Source organism: Devriesea agamarum, assembly GCF_900070355.1.
Lineage (GTDB): Bacteria > Actinomycetota > Actinomycetes > Actinomycetales > Dermabacteraceae > Devriesea > Devriesea agamarum.
This window is the reverse complement of record NZ_LN849456.1, coordinates 855761-873074: the sequence shown is the minus strand read 5'-3', so window position 1 is coordinate 873074 and position 17314 is coordinate 855761. Positions and strand designations below refer to the sequence as shown.

The 17314-nt window shown below is 60.8% G+C and carries 14 protein-coding genes; 7 read left to right on the top strand and 7 right to left on the bottom strand.

The annotated features are described in order from the left end of the window. Nucleotides 1-63 precede the first annotated feature (63 nt). The 7 genes from BN1724_RS03830 to amiA all read right to left on the bottom strand — a co-directional run bounded on the left by BN1724_RS03830 (nucleotide 64) and on the right by amiA (nucleotide 8204). The gene (locus BN1724_RS03830; protein WP_058234299.1) at nucleotides 64-1728 is read right to left on the bottom strand and encodes an amino acid ABC transporter ATP-binding/permease protein; all 1665 of its coding nucleotides are present in this window, start codon (nucleotides 1726-1728) and stop codon (nucleotides 64-66) included. Next, nucleotides 1725-3515: an ABC transporter ATP-binding protein/permease gene (locus tag BN1724_RS03825; RefSeq protein WP_058234298.1), complete on the bottom strand. Its 1791-nt coding sequence runs from the start codon at nucleotides 3513-3515 to the stop codon at nucleotides 1725-1727. The genes BN1724_RS03830 and BN1724_RS03825 overlap by 4 nt, the downstream gene beginning before the upstream one ends. Further along, a complete protein-coding gene (locus BN1724_RS03820) occupies nucleotides 3512-4402 on the bottom strand; it encodes a nitroreductase family protein (RefSeq protein ID WP_058234297.1) in 891 nt (296 codons plus the stop codon). Before BN1724_RS03820 ends, BN1724_RS03825 begins: the two co-directional genes overlap by 4 nt. Before the next feature lie 185 nt (nucleotides 4403-4587). Next, entirely contained in the window at nucleotides 4588-6021 is a 1434-nt protein-coding gene (locus tag BN1724_RS03815; protein WP_084252732.1) for a YcaO-like family protein, read from the bottom strand. Next, entirely contained in the window at nucleotides 6018-7169 is a 1152-nt protein-coding gene (locus tag BN1724_RS03810; RefSeq protein ID WP_084252731.1) for a CocE/NonD family hydrolase, read from the bottom strand. Before BN1724_RS03810 ends, BN1724_RS03815 begins: the two co-directional genes overlap by 4 nt. Continuing rightward, on the bottom strand, nucleotides 7166-8014 hold the full coding sequence (locus BN1724_RS03805) for a hypothetical protein (RefSeq protein WP_058234296.1): 849 nt from the start codon (nucleotides 8012-8014) through the stop codon (nucleotides 7166-7168). The genes BN1724_RS03810 and BN1724_RS03805 overlap by 4 nt, the downstream gene beginning before the upstream one ends. A 91-nt stretch (nucleotides 8015-8105) precedes the next feature. Further along, nucleotides 8106-8204 carry a streptamidine family RiPP gene (gene amiA, locus BN1724_RS13415; protein WP_269447052.1) on the bottom strand — a complete coding sequence of 33 codons (99 nt, stop codon included), beginning with the start codon at nucleotides 8202-8204 and terminating at the stop codon, nucleotides 8106-8108. 107 nt (nucleotides 8205-8311) lie between these two features. Here amiA and BN1724_RS03800 point away from each other — a divergent pair, with 107 nt between their 5' ends. The 7 genes from BN1724_RS03800 (at nucleotide 8312) to BN1724_RS03770 (ending at nucleotide 17239) form a co-directional block, all read left to right on the top strand. Next, the gene (locus tag BN1724_RS03800) at nucleotides 8312-9499 is read left to right on the top strand and encodes a hypothetical protein (RefSeq protein ID WP_058234295.1); all 1188 of its coding nucleotides are present in this window, start codon (nucleotides 8312-8314) and stop codon (nucleotides 9497-9499) included. A gap of 224 nt (nucleotides 9500-9723) precedes the next feature. After that, nucleotides 9724-11541 (top strand): prolyl oligopeptidase family serine peptidase, encoded by a 1818-nt coding sequence (locus BN1724_RS03795; RefSeq protein WP_157085911.1) that lies wholly within the window; start codon nucleotides 9724-9726, stop codon nucleotides 11539-11541. Continuing rightward, nucleotides 11538-12692, top strand: a complete 1155-nt coding sequence (locus BN1724_RS03790; RefSeq protein ID WP_172797070.1) for a FecCD family ABC transporter permease — start codon at nucleotides 11538-11540, stop codon at nucleotides 12690-12692. Before BN1724_RS03795 ends, BN1724_RS03790 begins: the two co-directional genes overlap by 4 nt. A gap of 2 nt (nucleotides 12693-12694) precedes the next feature. After that, a complete protein-coding gene (locus BN1724_RS03785; protein WP_231928144.1) occupies nucleotides 12695-13657 on the top strand; it encodes an ABC transporter ATP-binding protein in 963 nt (320 codons plus the stop codon). Beyond that, nucleotides 13654-14664, top strand: a complete 1011-nt coding sequence (locus BN1724_RS03780; RefSeq protein WP_058234293.1) for an ABC transporter substrate-binding protein — start codon at nucleotides 13654-13656, stop codon at nucleotides 14662-14664. Before BN1724_RS03785 ends, BN1724_RS03780 begins: the two co-directional genes overlap by 4 nt. Nucleotides 14665-14821: 157 nt before the next feature. After that, entirely contained in the window at nucleotides 14822-15856 is a 1035-nt protein-coding gene (locus BN1724_RS03775; protein ID WP_058234292.1) for a hypothetical protein, read from the top strand. Nucleotides 15857-15865: 9 nt separating this feature from the next. Continuing rightward, complete coding sequence (locus tag BN1724_RS03770) at nucleotides 15866-17239, top strand: cryptochrome/photolyase family protein (protein ID WP_058234291.1); 1374 nt, start codon at nucleotides 15866-15868, stop codon at nucleotides 17237-17239. The last annotated feature ends 75 nt before the right edge of the window (nucleotides 17240-17314 follow it).

Below are 17314 nucleotides of genomic sequence, written 5' to 3'. Positions count from 1 at the left end.
GGGCATCATCAAAAGACTGTTCGCGCCACGCATTGTTCGTGCACCGACAGCCCCACCCGGACGTCAGCTCCCAGAATTCGTTGACGGCTTTTCCACATTGTGAAGGTCCACGAGCCTGCCCATATGTGCCAAGGTGTCTTCACGGTGCGACACCATCAAAACCGTGCCCTGATAAGCCGCGATGATGCGCGATATGGCCTGTTCGGTCACAGGATCGAGGTTCGCGGTTACTTCGTCAACCAATAGAATCCGCGGTGAGCGGATCAGTGCCCGTGCGAGGCATAACCGGGCTTGTTGACCTCCTGATAACCGCACCCCGTGCTGGCCGACGTGATCATCGAGAGTGATCCATCCGGTGGCGCCAACCTGGTCGAGAACGTCACGAAGTTCCTGATCCGAGCGCTCAGGAGCGCCACGTAGAAGATTTTCGCGGACAGTGCCGTGAAACAGTGTTGCATCTTGGTCGACGACAGCTACGGCTTGGCGCAGCTGGTCATCGGGGATATGCGTCAGAGGAAGAGCAGAACCGTCGGTTCCGTAGATTTTGACCTCACCCTGATCTGGATCCCAAAGCCGCGATGCCAGTGATACCAGAGTGCTTTTTCCCGACCCTGATGGTCCGGACAGGCCGACCTGGCTGCCAGGGGCGACGTCGAGGTTGAACGATCTCAATGTCGCCTCACGATTTTCATAGCCAAAGGTCACGTCGCAAAAACGCAGTCCAAGGGGCCCGGTTGGCAGGCTGTGCTGGGTGGTGACAGGCTGAACCACCGGTGGGCGATGAATCTCTGTGCTCACCCGCTGGGCGCTCGCCGTGAGGGGGTGCAATTGGGTAGCGGTGGCGGTCGCGTCTGTCAGCGCTGAAATTCCGGCGATCGCGAGTGCGATCAGTGGCGGAAGTAGCGCAGGAGATAGTTCCTGCGAGGTGAGTGTGCTGGCAGCGACTACGCCGATGACCACTATCGCCACGATTAATTCGCGCGCTGAGGTTACAACCTGGGCGAGGATCTCTCTTCGGCGCAATATGTTGGTGACACGCACCGTGCGCTTGCGGATGCTCTCGGTGATCTGGGGCGCTAGTCCGTAGGTGAGGACTTCACGCAGAGCTCCTAGGGCGTCAACGATGCTCACCGCTATGTCGGCTCGTTCGTGCTGCTCATCGGCGCCTAAACGTCGGGTGGTGCGAGCCCAGAAGGTGGCGCTGGTGGCGATGGCTGCTCCTCCCAGGACCACGGCTCCAGCAGCAGCGGGAAGCATTGTGAACGCGGTAATCGCCGATGCGAGGAATACGGTGATAGACGTGGCGATCTGCGCAACGGTATGTGCGTAAAAAAACTCAAGCTTTTCAATGTCATCCATGGCGACGCTCGCGGAGTGTCCGGAGTGTGTCCGGTTCTTGCCGGGGATGCTGCGAGCGTACGAGTCGAAAAGAGTCATTCTCAGCCGGGCAAGGACCCGGTAAGCCACCGAGTGGGATACATCCATTTCTCGCCAGGTGAGAATAGTTCGTGCAATCACCAGGCCGATCAGGGTAAGCCACCACCACAGCTGCGGAAGCGTGCGCTCAATGACCGCGTGGCCGACACCCCACGCCGACAACACCGTTAATGCGACCAAACTCAACGCGCTGATGGTGCCGACGATGTAGCTATTGATCATTCCCGGCCATTCGGGCCGTAGCGCTGGGAGCAAGGCGCGGAAAGGACGGGAGGTATCGGTGCTTTTCATCGCGGCTCCCGGGAGAGATGCTGGGCGTTGAGGGAAAGGATCTGTGAGATTCCGACGAGGCTTTCTGGACGGTGAGTAATCATGATGACAATGCGTTCGGCAGCAACCTGATGCAAAGTCGAAATAATGTCGTGCGCGCGAGCGGGATCTAGGGCGCTAGTTGGTTCATCAACCAGGAGCACGGGCCGGTCCGCGAGCAAAGCCCGGGCTAGCGCGAGGCGCTGCCGTTGCCCACCAGAAAGGCTGCTACCAGCTTCGGTGACTTCGGTATCCAACCCGTCGGGCAGAGCCTCGATATCGTGCCAGATACCAGCTGCGCGACAGGCAGCGGCGAGGTCTACGTCAGACCGAGCGGTGCCCAAGCACAGGTTGGCTCGGATGGTGTCGGCGAAAAGCACCGGTCGCTGGGAAACCACGGCGATATCAGGCCGGCGAAGACTGTGCCCATCCAATGTGATGGTGCCAGAGTCTGGGGCCAGGAAGCCGAGGAGTAGATCAAAGAGAGTGGATTTACCGGCTCCGGATGGGCCTACCACCGCGCTGAGTCCACCTCTGCGCGCGGTGAAATTTATGCCGTGAAGAACGGGTTCCGTAGCATCGGGATATTGGAACCACAGGTCAGTAAGGCGTAATACCTTGCCTGTCCCGGGCCCATCGCCTGTCCTGGGCCCGTCGCCTGTGTCGGGCCCCTCATGTGGCCCTGGCTCAGCACCTGTGCCGGTTGCATCACCTGGCCCGGGCACATCACGTGGGCGGGGCGCATGACCTGTGTTGGGAACGTGCCCTGTCTCGAGGGCATGCCCTGAGTCGGGGTGACTTAGCCCATCAGCGGCGTTTGATGAAGAAAAAGCCCCGAGTTGTCGGAGACCGGGAATCGCTGTGAGCCCCAGAAAACCGGCATGCCAGTGCCGAGACAACTCCCGAATCGGTCGGAATGCCTCAGACGACAGCAGCAAAATGAGATACACCTCCATAGCGGGTGCCTGACCAGTGACAGCATGAAAAATTGCTGCCCCGGCTGCCGCCACAACCCCTGCCTGCACCGCGAAATCGGTGATCCCGGTCTCGGCCAGCGACACTCGCATCACTCGTTCTGTGGCGCGCCGCAGCCCCTCTGACCGAAAATGTAAACGCTGTCGCGTTCCAGGAACATCGCCGAGGATGCGCAACGTCGCCATCCCGCGCAGCGACTCCAAGAGGTCGGCGCTGAGGGCTTCGTAACTGTCCCAGTGGTCCATTCCCCGGCGCGACATGAGCCGCTTCCATATCAGGGGTCCAAGCAGGGAGAGGATCACGCCAAGACAGACCGCGGCTCCAGCCCACGGCTGCAAGATAAACAGCACAACCACAATCACCGGGCAGGCAATGAACACCTGCGTAATGACGGGAATGTATTTTGAAACGTACGCGTCGGTGCCGTCGATTCCGTCTCCGAGCGTCGCGCTGAGGCTGCCGTCGCGAGCTGCCGTATCGTGAAGGCGCTGTGCCCGCAAAGTACGGGTGAGAGAACGAACCCGGAGGGTTTGTCTCACCTGCCCACCCAGGCGGTTTGCCGAGGCTGTCTGTGCTACCGATAGCACTAATCGGAGCAGAGCCACGCCCGCGATCAGCAATAACGCGGCCCAGATCTGATCTGTGTGACGGCCAATAACCGCCGACATGGCCCACGCGGTACCGATGGCTTGCGCTATATAGGTGCCGAATACCAGCAGGAGAAAAAAGACGCTGGCGGAAAGAGCTGCGGGAAATCGCATGGCCTCCCGCCACAGCTCACGCACGATCATCATGACAGGGTCTCCGTATCTCTTACTCGGAGCATGGCAAGGGCATGGACGATCCACGATGTTGAGGTAGCGGGAAAACCGGAGATTGGTCGGCACCGCCAAATACCGGAGAGCGCGCTGTCATAGGTCAGGCGGGCAGCTCTTTGATGGGCGGTCCACAGCATCTGAAAAATGGATTGGGATGGCGAATTGAGACGGACGCTCCAGGCTTCGACCCTGTCTGCGCCGGCAACCCAGGATTGCCCTGATCGCACGGCTAGTTCTCGGGCGTGGTTGTTCCGCGCCCCCTCGAGGTTGGAGGCAAAAGACGCGTGAGACGGCGAACGCCGAAGCGCTAGGGCAGTGCTGCGGTCGCGGCATACTCGCAGCTTGCCCGGTAACCGCACAGCAGCTAATGGTATTTCCGGTGCCAGTCCGCGCTGTACCCACCATGAGGTATCGGAACCACGGGCTACAGCGGAGAGTTCGCGCAGCTGATCGGAGGGTCCGAGGAGAGGCGGCAGGGGCTGGTTGAGCAGGAATTGGGTAGCAACCAGTGCATATGCGGTATCGGCGATCCATAGAGGCCAAGAACGATGCTGGTATCGGCCAAAGCTGCGTCCTGGTTGAACAGAAAAGATGAGCCATGCCCCGGTCGGCAGAGGTCTTGAACTATCGCGTCTGCGCAGGAGGAGATCACGTTCATGGTCGAGGACGTATCGGCCAGGTTCAAGGCCGTATGCACCGGGATATCCGATCGCAAGATGCGTCTGCACCGCGTAGGTTCCGCCAGCTGAGGGGATCGGGCGTTGACGAATCCGTGTGGGTCGGCCATCAGCGCCGCAATGGTAGCCGCGGCTGCCCCACAGGCCGGTGAGCAGGGAGTTGATCTGCGATGGGAGGACGGCCATCCGCCAGGTCGCTGATGCGTCCCAGGGGTTTACTTTAGGGCCGGGAGGTCGAGGCGGCCCGGGTTTTTGCGGTCCCAGGGAATGAGCGAGTATATGGGGCAAAGACGCTATTGCCGGTGGCTGAGGAACAACGGCATCAGAAGCTAAGGCGGGGCCCGCGTATATGGCTGGTTGCGTCATAGGGCCTACATGTGGGGTGCTGGGATCAGCGATAGATCAGCGGGCGTGTTGCTCCACGAGGTGCGCCATCCCCGTTCTTTTGCTGCGCGGGGGAACCGGCTCATTCCCGCGTAAGTGAACGCAGCCGGTGCATTAGGGATGAGACCGGTCACAAAACTGCGGACCACGCGCAAAGGTGTTCGCCGGATATCGTCGGTGGTCACGTCCCGGGTGATAACGCGGTGACCAGCATCAGCCAGCTTGTGGTAGACCTCAGCCATGGTGGTAGCAGGGATGTCCGCAACAGAGATGATGCCGTGAGCAGGGTCGGTGAAGCGGCGAGCCTCGTGATGGACTCGGGGATCTAACCACACCTGGACATGGGCCCCGAGATCGACCACGTGTTCGCACTGTGGTCCGGCGGCGTCGAGATAGCGGGCGTCGGCGCGATAGTCGAGGTAAAGCCCTTTAGCCATTAACCCCTGCTCAACGGCGCGAAAAACCCAACCGTCGTGATCGGTGCATCCCTGGGTGTAGACCCAGGTGTGGACCGCCTCCAGGACGGCTTTGCGTGCGGCTCGCACCGGATCCAAAGCGGCGGAAAATCCAGCCGCATATAGCTGACGGTCGGGGTCGTATACCAACGCTCCGATGGCGGGAGCGAACTCAGAGGGCATGGAGACGAGGGAAACCTCGAGGTTACTGCCGCGAAGGTCCTCGCTCAGCCCAGGCACGCTGGCGGGATCGATGCCCGCTGTAGGACCGTCGAGATGCCACCACAGTTCGAGGGCGTCACGTTCGATGATTTCGAGGACCCCGCGGTCACGGGCATCGTCTGCACCTTGGCCGGTGGCGATTCCCGCGTAATTGAGGTGGTGGATGCGCGGCAGGTGGCGAAACCGTGACTGTCGCCAGTTGAGGTATATCAGGGAGGCGGGCATCCATACCGGGGTGCCGGATAGATCTGAACACTCGGTCCATAGAGTCGGGGTGGTGTCGGTCAACCGGGTGTAGGGAAAAGCATTACGCGCATACTGCCAGTCGGCGAAGGTCGGGAGGTCGTCAAGGTTAATCGGGTTTAACCCCTCAGCTGTCAGCTCCCGATGCGTGCCAATGCGCAGGTCATGGGTGGGAAGCTCAGGAGGTAGCCAGTTTCCGCAGTATCGTTCGACTCCTTCGGCGATAGCGGCAATGCGGGCTTGGGCTGGATCTGCAAATGAGGTTCCCAGCGATACTCGGTCTGCTGGCCATTCGCCGAGTTGTCGCGCATCGGCAACAGCTGCTGTGAGAGCTAGATACGCACGGGGTGCTCCGGGCGGGTGGGGAACTTCTCTGACGCTTCGGATGATCCCGCATTCTTTATCGACGAGTGCATCGACGGGAAGCTCAGGTAGTGGTGGAGCCTGCGTTGCCGACCCCGCGTTGGTGGTGTCGCAGTGGGTAGGAGAAGTTGAGGTCATCGCAAGGTTTCCAGTTCGCTGCTGGGTGTACGGGAATATGAAACAGGTTCGGTTGCCACACGGTTAGGTGGATGATGCAGACCAGGCACGGCGTCGAGCTGCAGTCGCGGGAGCGGTGGTGGAGGTGTTGTCAGTGGACCAAAATGCCAGGTCGCATCGGAGAGATCGAACCAGGATTGGGTTTGCCGATAGGTGGATATGATCTCGGATAAAGGTGTGGGGCTATTGGAGAAACCATGGGCGGCGAGCCACAGGTCCATGAGATGTCCCGGTCCGCCTTCGGCTTGAATTGCGTGGCGCACTGCGGGATCAGGGACGCCAGCCACGAGCTGATGCCCCCAGGGACCCGTCGCGAAATGGCTCTGGCCGGCCCAGGCTGATGCCAGGCGTCGAGCGTGATGGTCAAAGAAGTCTTCGGTTCCGCTGAGCACGAGCAAAGGCATGTGCAAGTGCGCATATCGCGCGTTGAGGTCGAGATGGTCGGCGGTCCATAGCTGTGCCCAGGCGTCGATGCAGTTGTCGTCCCAGCCCCATGACCTGGCTGCCTCGACCATGCCGAGCTCGGCGACATCGGCTTCACGCTGTGACAACTCAGCTGGTGACAGAGCTATCTGAGCTTGTCGAGTCCGTCCATGCTGGTGCCACCAGCCGATGCGGTTCCTGATCTCTGGGGCGCCGTGCTGATCCCAGGCGGTTTCTGCCAAGCCGAGCGCTGGAACAAGTGTCATGATCGCGGCGGGTGGGGACGTGCGTGGTGATGCGCTCGCTGCGTATGCCGTTTCGAGGGCTGTGTGCGCGGCATAGGAGGATCCGAAGAGGACAATTGGTAAGTGTGGGTACTGCGCGGCTATGGCTTGCAGGGTTGCGAGTCCGTCGGCGGCTTCGTGGTGGTAAGGATGCCAGTGGCCATCGGATTGGTATCGCCCGCGAACATCTTGGACCAGGCAATGGAAGCCGCGGCTGTTGAGTGCGAGGGCGGTAGAGGCGTGCTCGACGGCGTTATAGGGGGTGCGGATAATGGCAATGGCTCGCGCGGTGGGGCATTGCCATAGAAGGCCACGCAGATGGACGCCATCGTCCGTCTGACAGGTGTGAGCCCGGCTGGCGCGGACCTGTTGGGGCTGGGGGTTACCGGTTTGCGGTGTCATCCCGTGGCGCCCTGTGGAGATGGCTGAAACGGGGCCGGGTAGGCAATGATCGTATGTTCATCGGTGGTGCCTGCGGCTGGCACGTGTTTCCACAGCGTGTAGCGGTAGCGCTCACAATCTGGGGCGTTTTGTGCCCAGCTGAGGGCTACGGTGAGGATATGTCCGAGTAGCCAGGTGTGCGCGGTGAGCGGCAGCGGATTGGGTTCGTCGGGCGCGGTGCGCTGCCACGCGGCGAGTTCGGCGGGGACTGGGCTGGCAGCTAGCCTGCGTTTGGTGACCTGGGTGCTGGTGGGGTCGTGCTCGGTGATGGCGATGGGGTCGACGTAGCAGACGTGACCTTCGCGGTATGCCCGTAGCCAGGCGGTGCCGTTTCGCGGTAACTGGTCAAGCCGTGACCATGCTTCGCGTTCGGAGGGGCCGGTGGCGTACCCGATGACGAGGTCCCAGTGGGTGTCGGTTAAATCGAGGTCGGACGCGGTGGGAATGCAGTGCGCGGTGATTCCCCAGTCTAGGAGCGCTGCGGCGAGCTTTTCGGGGATATCGCCGGTTCCTGTGATGGCCACGTTGCGTCGGGTCTGTGGCCAGCGGTTGTCAGCCTCGCGAATTTCTCTGGCGGCGATTTCGTGTTGTAGCCGGGTGGCGTGAGCGCGGGTGGGCTCATCGGCCTCAGGCTCGGTTGCGGTGTGGTCGGTGGGGTTGGTGAGTGTGGCGATGAGGTCCGCCGGTGGTGTCTGTAGGCGGAGGAATTGACCGGACGCGGTGCGAACGACGCCTTTACCGTCCTCGGACATGAGTGCGGTGGCGCCCGTGCCGGGAATAGCTGCTTGGTGGTTCGGACTACGCATGGGCTGTACCTCTCTTACGGTTCCGGCCGGACAGCATTTGCTGCCCGACCGGAACTCATATCTCACGGCCTAGGCAGTGAGGTCTGCAGGATCAGTCGAACGGGTTCTCGACGAGCGCGTTCGAGTGGCTGGCAGATAGATGAGCTAGCTGCTCGGTCTCTTCGATCTCGACGACGGTGTTCTCGCTCATGCGGGACTCCTCTCGGTACGTGGCCCACGCTCATCGGTTGGTGGCGCGGACCGGTGAGGCCCCTCATCATTATGTAAACGACAACCAATTTCAACTATGGTGGCCCCATGTTGTCACACCAGCTCGTGATCGCGGACCACCGGGCAGGCCAGCTCTACCGTGTTCAGGACGGCCTCGCAAGCGCGTTTCGCATGGGTATAGCCGCAGAACACGCCGGGATTCTCGCCTTCGGTGACGATCGCTGGGCGTTCGTTGACGACCGTGAGGGAACGCTCATCACCGTGTCCGGTGAACGCACATCCACAGTGTCCGTGGCTATCCCAGCGGAACACCTCGCCTCAGATCCAAGTGATTCCTATCTCGCTGTCACCACCGGCCTCGGTGCCAACGAATCGCCGTGGAGCGATGTAGTGACACTCATTGATCGTGACAATGACACCTCATGCCGGTTCCGCAGTCGCCGCGGCGAACCGGGGGTGATGTTTGCACCGGATCAGCGCGACGGCAGCACACACCTGGTCCTGCGGCACCGCGAACCCGGCGCCATTGAATCGTTCCCTCTGCAGCAATGTCTGAATGTGGGGCCTCATGTACCCCCGCTAGAAGGTGCGATTTGCCGCGACATCGGTGATGACGGGCATGGTGATGTCGTCGATCATGCGAGCGGAATTATGGCGACCGCAACCGGTCGCGGACTGGAACGATACGTCATTGACGGCGGTGTACCTCGATGCATTGGCATCGTGCCGTGGCCTGTGCACGGGCGAGCGTTTTACCTACGTTTTGATGCAGCAACCGGCAGGGCCCTCGGCATTGTGCGCGGCGGACCCTCCTGCCTGACCGAATGGACATCGTGGTCTAACACCCTGGTCGATATCGACGTCCGCAGCGCAGAGGTGTCGTCGTGCAGTCTGCCGACGGGTCTCGCATTCCGGTTCGGTCTCAGCGGGCAGTGCGCTGCTGTGGCGACCATCCACCCCGACGGGGACACCCTCACCGTGATCGACCGCAGCGCAGGGTGTGTGCAGCCCGTCCGTTCCCACTGGCTTCCGCCGATGTCTCATCCTCCTCGGCCTGGGCATCTGCCATGGGAACCGGATGGAGACTCCCCAGCCCAGCGCCGTTCGGTCGCGATTGACCCCTCAGGAACCACCATCGCGGTGAGCCGGGGTGGGGACGGACAGGTTCACCTAGTGCGTGGCGAGGATATGCATACCATCACCGTTCCCACCCGGCTCGACGAAGGTGGGCAGCTGTTTTGGATCGGCTCCGCCCGCGATCCGATCGGTAGGTGATCCCCATCGATACGACCCCACGGCTCAATAGCATCCCCATAAATGACCCCACTGCAGATGCTCTTGACCCGGTTTTAGATGCTGGTTTACGCCGCTGGGAGCACCACGGCCGGCCAGGTATCCCCGAGCGTGGCTTCACGCTGTCGAGAAAACCGGGACGGCACCGACGCGGTATCTACGACGGTGACAGGCCACTCTTTGAGACTGACCAGCACATATTGTCGATGGCGCCGTCTCCAGACCGGCGCCATATCGCACTCCAGCTGGCTGAACGCGCAGATGAAAACGCCTATTTTGCAGTTCTTCATGTCCGATCTGGTCAGCTACGGCGCTTTCCTGACCTGCGCTGCCGGTACGAGCCCATGCTGTGGACGAAGGACTCCTTGGCCGTAGAGTTTTTTGCCAGACCCCTAGGGCAAGCGGTCACCTACCGGGTTCACACCGATCAGGTGCTCATGCACTCCATCCCCGATGCGGCCACCAGCAGGCTCTTTCCGGGCGGGGAGCAGGGTTTGGTCGCCATCAGCGCCCCTAAGCGCCCGACCCGTCTGATCGACAGAGCATCCGGCCATATGATCGCGCAGTATCCAGGAATTGTTCGCGTTGCCGCCATCGGTGCGGCGGCATTGGTCGACGACGGCGTGAGTTTGCACGCCGTGGATCCCCAACGTGGTGAGCCGCTGTGGTCGTGGGATGGCACGCAGACCAAAGTGATGTGCTGGACAGTCGCAGAGGAGACCGTTTTCGCGGTGGTGGTGCGCAACGGTCGAAGCGTGATTGTCGAGATTGAAGGTGGCCGCACGAGTGGTGAGTACCCAGTGACGAGTCACGGTAAACCTGCCGTCGCCACCGCGATTGGGCTCGATGACGTCGGCCATGGTGGTGTCGATTGTGCTGATCGTGCAGGACCTGAGGTGTCCGCCGACGTCATCCATAACGCTGTTATAGCCGACCCGGCGAAAACCGGTCATAACGCTGTGACGTCAGGCCTGTGTGATGCTGTCACCGAGGCAGGGCGCCAGCAGGTGATGCTCGTGGTGGAAAACCAAGTGCAGCCTCCGCGAGTGGTCCGATGGGCAGACGTCGTTGCGAACTCGCGCTCGACGATTAGAGCTCAAACACGCGGACAGGTGCGCACGCACTGGCATACAGCGCATGCCAGCGACGAAACCGATATCACCGTCACCGTCACCGAACCGATATGTGGCCCGCGGCCAGGGCCGATGATCCTGACCTGCTACGGCGGCTTCGGTGTGCCGTGCTTACCAACCTTCGACCCGAGCATTTCCGCCTGGGTTGAACAGGGCGGACGGTATGCCATTGCACATGTGCGCGGTGGCGGCGAACGCGGTATCCCCTGGCATCACGCCGGTCGGGGCGAGCACAAGCACCGCACGGTCGATGATTTCGTATGTGCCGCCCGCAGCTTAATAGAGGCCGGTTATACCCGGGCCGATCAGCTGGTCCTGGTCGGTGCTTCCCACGGGGGAGTGATCGTCGCGAGCGCTGGACTCGGACACCCTGAGCTCTGCGCCGGGATCGTATCGACCGCTGCGCCATTGGACCTATTGAACCTTGCTGCCCATCCGCTCGGACGCCTGTGGATGACGGAATTCGGCGCCAGTAATGTCACTCAGTCCACCCAAAATTCCCAGATATTCAACCGAATACAGTCCGGTCAGCCCCGAATAGTCGCGTCACCGGGATGCGTCGACGACATGGACGAACAGCTGGCTCGGCTGCGTCGAATTTCGCCGCTTGCCCGCGCCCAGGCGTTAACGTCCGCATCCGGAAAACTACCGCGTTTTCTCGGCATCGTGATGGAGGAAGACTCCCGGGTCGCTGCCGACGACACCGAGCGCATGGTTCGGGTGCTGCGCGACGTCGGAGCCGAGGCCACCATGTGGACCGCCCGGCACACCGGCCACGGCAGTAACCACCTTGACCGGGTTCATGATCTTGCCGCAGTCATCCTCAGTTTTGCCGCGGCAACCACTGGGCTTCGCCCCCAGCGCACAGAAAAGGCCTGCCACCACCCATGACATCGCCACAAACCGATCAGACCCCTCCGTCTCAACCGGAGGAGATACGCGCGCGCCGAGCATCGGTGTCTCCCGCCTCGTTGAGGTTCGCGCTTGAGCGGGGTCGGCGCCATCCCCGTCTTCCGCGCGTGCTTATATTGATCCTCACGGCGGCGCTGGTAGCGATTATTTTGATATCGGCCAGTGTGGGAACAATCCCGGTATCTCCAATCCAGGCTGGTCAGCTCATTCTCGGCCACTTAATCCCTGATATGTCGTGGATGTCAGATGGTTCTCTCACCACCGTCCAAGACAACGCGGTCTGGCAGTTTCGACTGCCGCGAACCGTGCTCGCCGCGATCACCGGGGCAGCTTTAGCGCTCGCGGGAGGCTTGATGCAGGCGGTCGTACATAACTCCCTGGCTGAGCCGTACATTCTTGGGGTTTCGGCTGGCGCCGGGGTCGGGGCTGTGTCAGCCATCGTCTTTGGGATCAGCGCGACCATCGGACTGGGGTTTTTTGCGTTCCTCGGTGCCCTGATCGCAACCGCCGCCGTCTATATTCTCGCGCGTAAGGATGGTCGCATCGCGCCGCAAAGGCTGGTCCTTGCAGGGGTCGCCCTTGGGTCTTTGTTCAGTGCTATCACCAGTTATCTCACCATTTCCACCGACGTCAAAAACGTGCCCGGCATTATGTTTTTTCTGTTGGGATCGGTATCGGCGGCGACCATGTCCCACCTCATTTTTCCGGCTATTGCTCTGGCGGTGATCGGGCTGTTTGCCGCATTGCGGTCACGGGCGCTCAACGCTCTGCTGATAGGTGATGACGCCGCGTCAGCCTTGGGAATCCGGGTGAACCAGTTGCGCACCACTGTGTTAATCGCCGCTGCGTTGTTAACCGGATCCGTGGTTGCCGTCTCCGGGGGGATCGGTTTTGTCGGGCTTATTATTCCGCATATCGCCCGAATTGTTGTGGGTGCTGATCATCGCCGAATGCTGCCGGTTGCTTTACTTGCTGGAGCGGTGTTTCTTGCGCTGTGTGATGTGCTTGCCCGAACCCTGGCTGCCCCAGCCGAAATTCCGCTCGGTGTGCTCACCGCTTTCGTCGGAGCCCCGTTCTTTCTATGGCTGCTACGCCGTGATCGGGCAGACAAGATGGGAGTGGGGCAGTGAGAGTGGAAACGTCGAATCTCGGCGTGCGCCGCGGTGGGCGTTGGATTCTCTCTGATGTGAGCCTCTGTGTTCCCTCGGGGACAGTTCTGGGTTTGCTGGGTCCCAATGGCAGCGGTAAATCGACGTTCCTACGGGCCGTCTCGGGGGTATCGCCTGCCACCTCGGGCAGGGTTTGGTATGACCACGATGAACTGACGGCTATGCCTCGGCCCGAGGTGGCTCGCAGGGTTGCAGTCATGTCCCAGGAACACAGTGAGGAATTCGAGATCACAGTCATCGACTTGGTGCTTCTCGGACGGATCCCCCATGGTCGAGGGTTTGGGCGGGACCGTCAAGAGGACATCGCGATGGCGCATTCTTGCCTCGCTCAGGTTGGGGCCGAGCACCTGGTTGAACGGATTTTCTCGACGTTATCCGGTGGCGAGCGGCAGCGTGTTCTGTTTGCGCGGGCTTTGGCGCAAGACACGCCGGTATTGATTTTGGATGAGCCGACAAATCACCTCGACATCGCTCACCAGCTGGAGCTTCTCGATTTAGTTCAAGCTAGCGGGCGTACGGCCTTGGTGGCTTTGCATGATCTGAATCTTGCGGCTCATTCCTGTGACGCATTGGCGATCCTCAAAGATGGACGGCTCATCAGCTACGGACCGCCCCAGGACATCCTCAATGCGCGCCTTGTTCGATCCGTCTTTGGTGTGGACTCCACAACCGTCAACCACCCTCGCACCGGGCGAAAGCATTTCCTATTTGATGCGCGGGCTTCGCACGATGACTCGTTGTGCTCGCGCTTCGACGCGAGGCAATCCTCCGATGCCCTGCCGGTTCCCGATGTCATGCCTGCCTGCGAAGCCAGGCCTACTCCTCAGTTCGACGCGGATTCAGTGGGCACAGCCTCAATGACCGCGCCCGCCGACACCACGGTGTCACCAACACCCGGATCCCAGGAAGGAATCCCCACCTCATGAAAATCTCATCCCGTTCCCTGACCTCCATGATCGCTACCATCGCGACGGTGCCTTTGCTTCTCAGCGCCTGTGGAACGTCGGTGAGCACGGACAAAGCAGATTCAAAAAAGACCGAGGCGATCGAACGTATCGATAACTGCGGCCAGCAGCTGGTCTTCCATAAGACGCCCACCAAGGTGGTTTCGTTGATGCCGACGCAGACTGAGCTGCTACTTCGGATGGGGTTGCGTGATGCGATCGTGGCTCAGGCTCAGACCGGGGTGTCGGAGCTTCCCGCTGATGTGGCTCAGCAGGCTAAGGACATTCCGGTGCTCAGCACGGATGCGCCGCCATCACGTGAAAAGTTGCTTTCGGTTTCGCCGGATTTTGTGGTGTCTCCGACCTCGTATGAATTCACGGCGGAACAGGGCTTTGCCACTGTTCAGCAGCTGCGCGATAACGGTGCCAATGTGTACATCGCAACCGGTGGATGTAAGGACCGTCGTAATACCGCGAAGGTTGCGGACGTTTTCACCGATATCCAAAACATTGGTGCCATCATGGGCGTTCCTGATGAGGCCAATAAGCTCATCGCAGACGGTAAGCACCGGTTGAAGGCGGTGGAAGACAAGATCTCGGGCCATCCGCGTCCAACTGTCGCTCAGCTTTTTGTTGAGGGTGGCTCGCTGAGTGCCATCGGCGCCGGAGTTGAGGCCGATATCGTGGCCTCGGCGGGCGGCAAGAACGTGTTTTCCCCTACGGATCCGCAATTCGCAAAGTTTTTTGCCGCCCAGATCAACCCCGAAGAGGTGGTGGCCCGCAATCCAGAGGTGATCGTGTTCGGGGTGACCGGTTCGGAGCACGAGAACCAGACCAGGGACTACCTGAAGAAAACCTTCCCCAATGTGTCGGCGGTGAAGAACGACCGCCTGGTTGCGATTCCTGAGCGAGATTTGCACCCGGGAACGCTTGGCAATATCGGTGCCGTTGAGGTCCTGGCGAAAGCCCTGTACCCGGGAGTCTTCTAACCCAAAGCGTCAAACAAATTGCATATGAAGGTCAAGGGTTAGTAAAGTTTGGTTGTGGGTCGGCTGCGCTCCAATGGGCCGCAGCCGACCCGAAAACCGGCCACTTGATATGACGTCGGCGCGATGGCGTCGAGGTCAGTCTTGAAAGGACCTTCCGATGGGTGCAATTCAACCTGGCACACGTGCTGTGCAAGCCCGAAACGTGAGCTGGCGCAGCGCGTTAGCGATGGCTGCGGCCTGTGTGGTGACGCTGGCCGGTTGCCAGGCCGGGCCCTCAACTGACCATGCTCCGGATGCCTCGCAACAGGCCCACACGAATACCTCAAAGGTGTTATCACCGGGCAACAGCACAAACGGTACCCAATCCGGGGCTGTGCCCCAGCCAAACTCGGTAAGCCACTCATCGCCCGGGCCTGATCAAGCTGATGCAGGACGCGGCAGCGGACAAAGCATCGCGGCTTACGGCGTGCACGGGGACGAAGCTCACCGCCTTGGGGGCACCTCTGCCTCAGATCAACGCTCGCCTGTGAAGATTCCATCGTCGTGGAAGGGCACGATCCTCGCTGAGCCAGGTGCGTTACGCACGTCGGATGTGAAGCATAGCGGGGCGCTGTCGCAAGTTCTGATTCACGGGTCTGGGACCAGCCTGACCCCGAAAGAATATATGGCGACAGAGTTATCGGCCCCCATCGATCTGGACGGCCGTTCAGGGAAAATGACCTGCACGCACACCATCACCCTGGGAGGACCAGCTCAACCGTGCACCCTCACCATCGGCGGTCAAACTCTTAACGCAGATGTCCTGCTCGCACAAACCGGTTACGGCAACCGCGTGGTGCTCTCGAAAATTCGCGGGGCCCACGATGATGGAGCCAGGTTTGCGATCCCCAGCGGCACGCAGGTCTTCTACGCTCCCGCTGTCGGATTGTCTACGTCCGCCAGCACCGGCCCGGCACGCATGACCCGAGCTATCGCGAATCGGACAGCACGCAACGGTGTCCTGCTGGCGTGGCGCGAGGACGGTCAGGTGCCTGCACACATCGACACCCGCTGCAAAGTGCTTGACCGCGGTCAGCACTTGCTATGCACGATTCGAGGAACTGAGGGTGGTGGCGGCGACGGCACCTGGTATGCGACCTACCAGCCATTCCTCGACCAGCGTCCAGGATACGTGTTTGCGAAACTCCCATAAAGTAAACCCGTGACAACGATTTGGTGGATCCGCGACGATCTGCGGCTGCACGATAATCTCGCCCTGTCAGCTGCTGCCGACGACGAGGTGATCGCGGTTCACCTCGCGGAAGACATCCCCGGTGCACGAGAATTAGGGGCAGCCTCTCGCTGGTGGCTACATCATTCCTTGAGCGCGCTCGCCACTGACCTACGAGAGTTGGGTATTCCTCTGGTGCTTGCAGCCGGAAATGCTGAACAGGTTATCCCCGACCTCGTAGCAGCCTGCGACGCCACCAGAATCACGTGGTCGCGTCGCTATCACGAGCCTCGACGCGATGTGGATACGCGAGTCAAACACAGCTTGCGGGGCCAGGGGATCGCCGCCGATAGCTACGGCGGATATCTGTTGCGCGAACCATGGACAGTGATGACCCGTGAGTCCACACCTTTCCGCGTGTTCTCGGCCTACGCCCGGGCGCATCGTGGAGCGAACCCATTGAGATTGCCCTGCGGTCTGCCGAAAAACCTGCGCGGTCCGCAGAACCTCGGCAAGCAGGTTGCAGGCCGGTCGCTTCATCAGTGGCTAGCTAAGGACATCTGGAGTGAAAGCCTCGAGATGCGCGGGTATTGTCCTCGGAAGCCTGATTGGAGTCACGGCTTACGTCAGACCTGGCAACCGGGGGAGGCGGGTGCCAGGCAGCGGCTTCGGCATCTCGACCGAATTCTCGATACCTATGCGGATGACCGCGACCATCCCTATCTCGACGGTACGTCACGGCTCTCGGCTCATCTTCGATTTGGGGAGATCTCGCCTCACGAGGTGTGGCATCAGGTCCATGGACAGGGACGCGGACCCGAAACCTTTCGTTCCGAGTTGCTGTGGAGAGAGTTTGCCTGGCACCGCCTCTACCATCTTCCACACCTTGCCACGCAAAACGTTCGGCCCGAATTTGACCGCTATCCCTGGTCAGACGATCCTGCCGTATTCCGGGCGTGGACTCGGGCGCAAACCGGCATTCCACTGGTCGACGCCGGAATGAGAGAACTGTGGGTCACCGGAACCATGCACAATCGAGTCAGGATGGTGACGGCATCGTTCCTAGTGAAAAACCTTCAGATTCATTGGCGCCGCGGCGAAGAATGGTTCTGGGACACATTGGTGGACGCTGACGAAGCCTCTAACCCCTTTAACTGGCAGTGGGTCGCAGGATCGGGGGACGACGCGGCCCCATACTTCAGGATCTTCAACCCCCAGCGGCAACGCGAACGCTTCGATCCCCAGGACCTGTATGTGCGCCGCTGGTTACCGCACCTAGGCACAGACGATTACCCTGACCCAATTGTCGACCTTGCCTCATCGCGTCGGGAAGCGCTGGAGGCATATCAAAACCTGCGCGGGTGAGCGCAAACACTGTGAAGGGGCAAGATAGCACGTGTATACACGTCGGTCACAAGCACGGCGGACGCAGACATAAGC

Coding starts and splice junctions, on each gene's coding strand:
- BN1724_RS03820 (WP_058234297.1), bottom strand. CDS start 4,402: ATGGCCGTCCTCCCATCGCAGATCAACTCCCTGCTCACCGGCCTGTGG.
- BN1724_RS03790 (WP_172797070.1), top strand. CDS start 11,538: ATGACATCGCCACAAACCGATCAGACCCCTCCGTCTCAACCGGAGGAG.
- BN1724_RS03780 (WP_058234293.1), top strand. CDS start 13,654: ATGAAAATCTCATCCCGTTCCCTGACCTCCATGATCGCTACCATCGCG.
- BN1724_RS03795 (WP_157085911.1), top strand. CDS start 9,724: ATGGCGCCGTCTCCAGACCGGCGCCATATCGCACTCCAGCTGGCTGAA.
- BN1724_RS03815 (WP_084252732.1), bottom strand. CDS start 6,021: ATGACCTCAACTTCTCCTACCCACTGCGACACCACCAACGCGGGGTCG.
- BN1724_RS03800 (WP_058234295.1), top strand. CDS start 8,312: ATGTTGTCACACCAGCTCGTGATCGCGGACCACCGGGCAGGCCAGCTC.
- BN1724_RS03775 (WP_058234292.1), top strand. CDS start 14,822: ATGGGTGCAATTCAACCTGGCACACGTGCTGTGCAAGCCCGAAACGTG.
- BN1724_RS03825 (WP_058234298.1), bottom strand. CDS start 3,515: ATGATGATCGTGCGTGAGCTGTGGCGGGAGGCCATGCGATTTCCCGCA.
- BN1724_RS03830 (WP_058234299.1), bottom strand. CDS start 1,728: ATGAAAAGCACCGATACCTCCCGTCCTTTCCGCGCCTTGCTCCCAGCG.
- BN1724_RS03810 (WP_084252731.1), bottom strand. CDS start 7,169: ATGACACCGCAAACCGGTAACCCCCAGCCCCAACAGGTCCGCGCCAGC.
- BN1724_RS03805 (WP_058234296.1), bottom strand. CDS start 8,014: ATGCGTAGTCCGAACCACCAAGCAGCTATTCCCGGCACGGGCGCCACC.
- amiA (WP_269447052.1), bottom strand. CDS start 8,204: ATGAGCGAGAACACCGTCGTCGAGATCGAAGAGACCGAGCAGCTAGCT.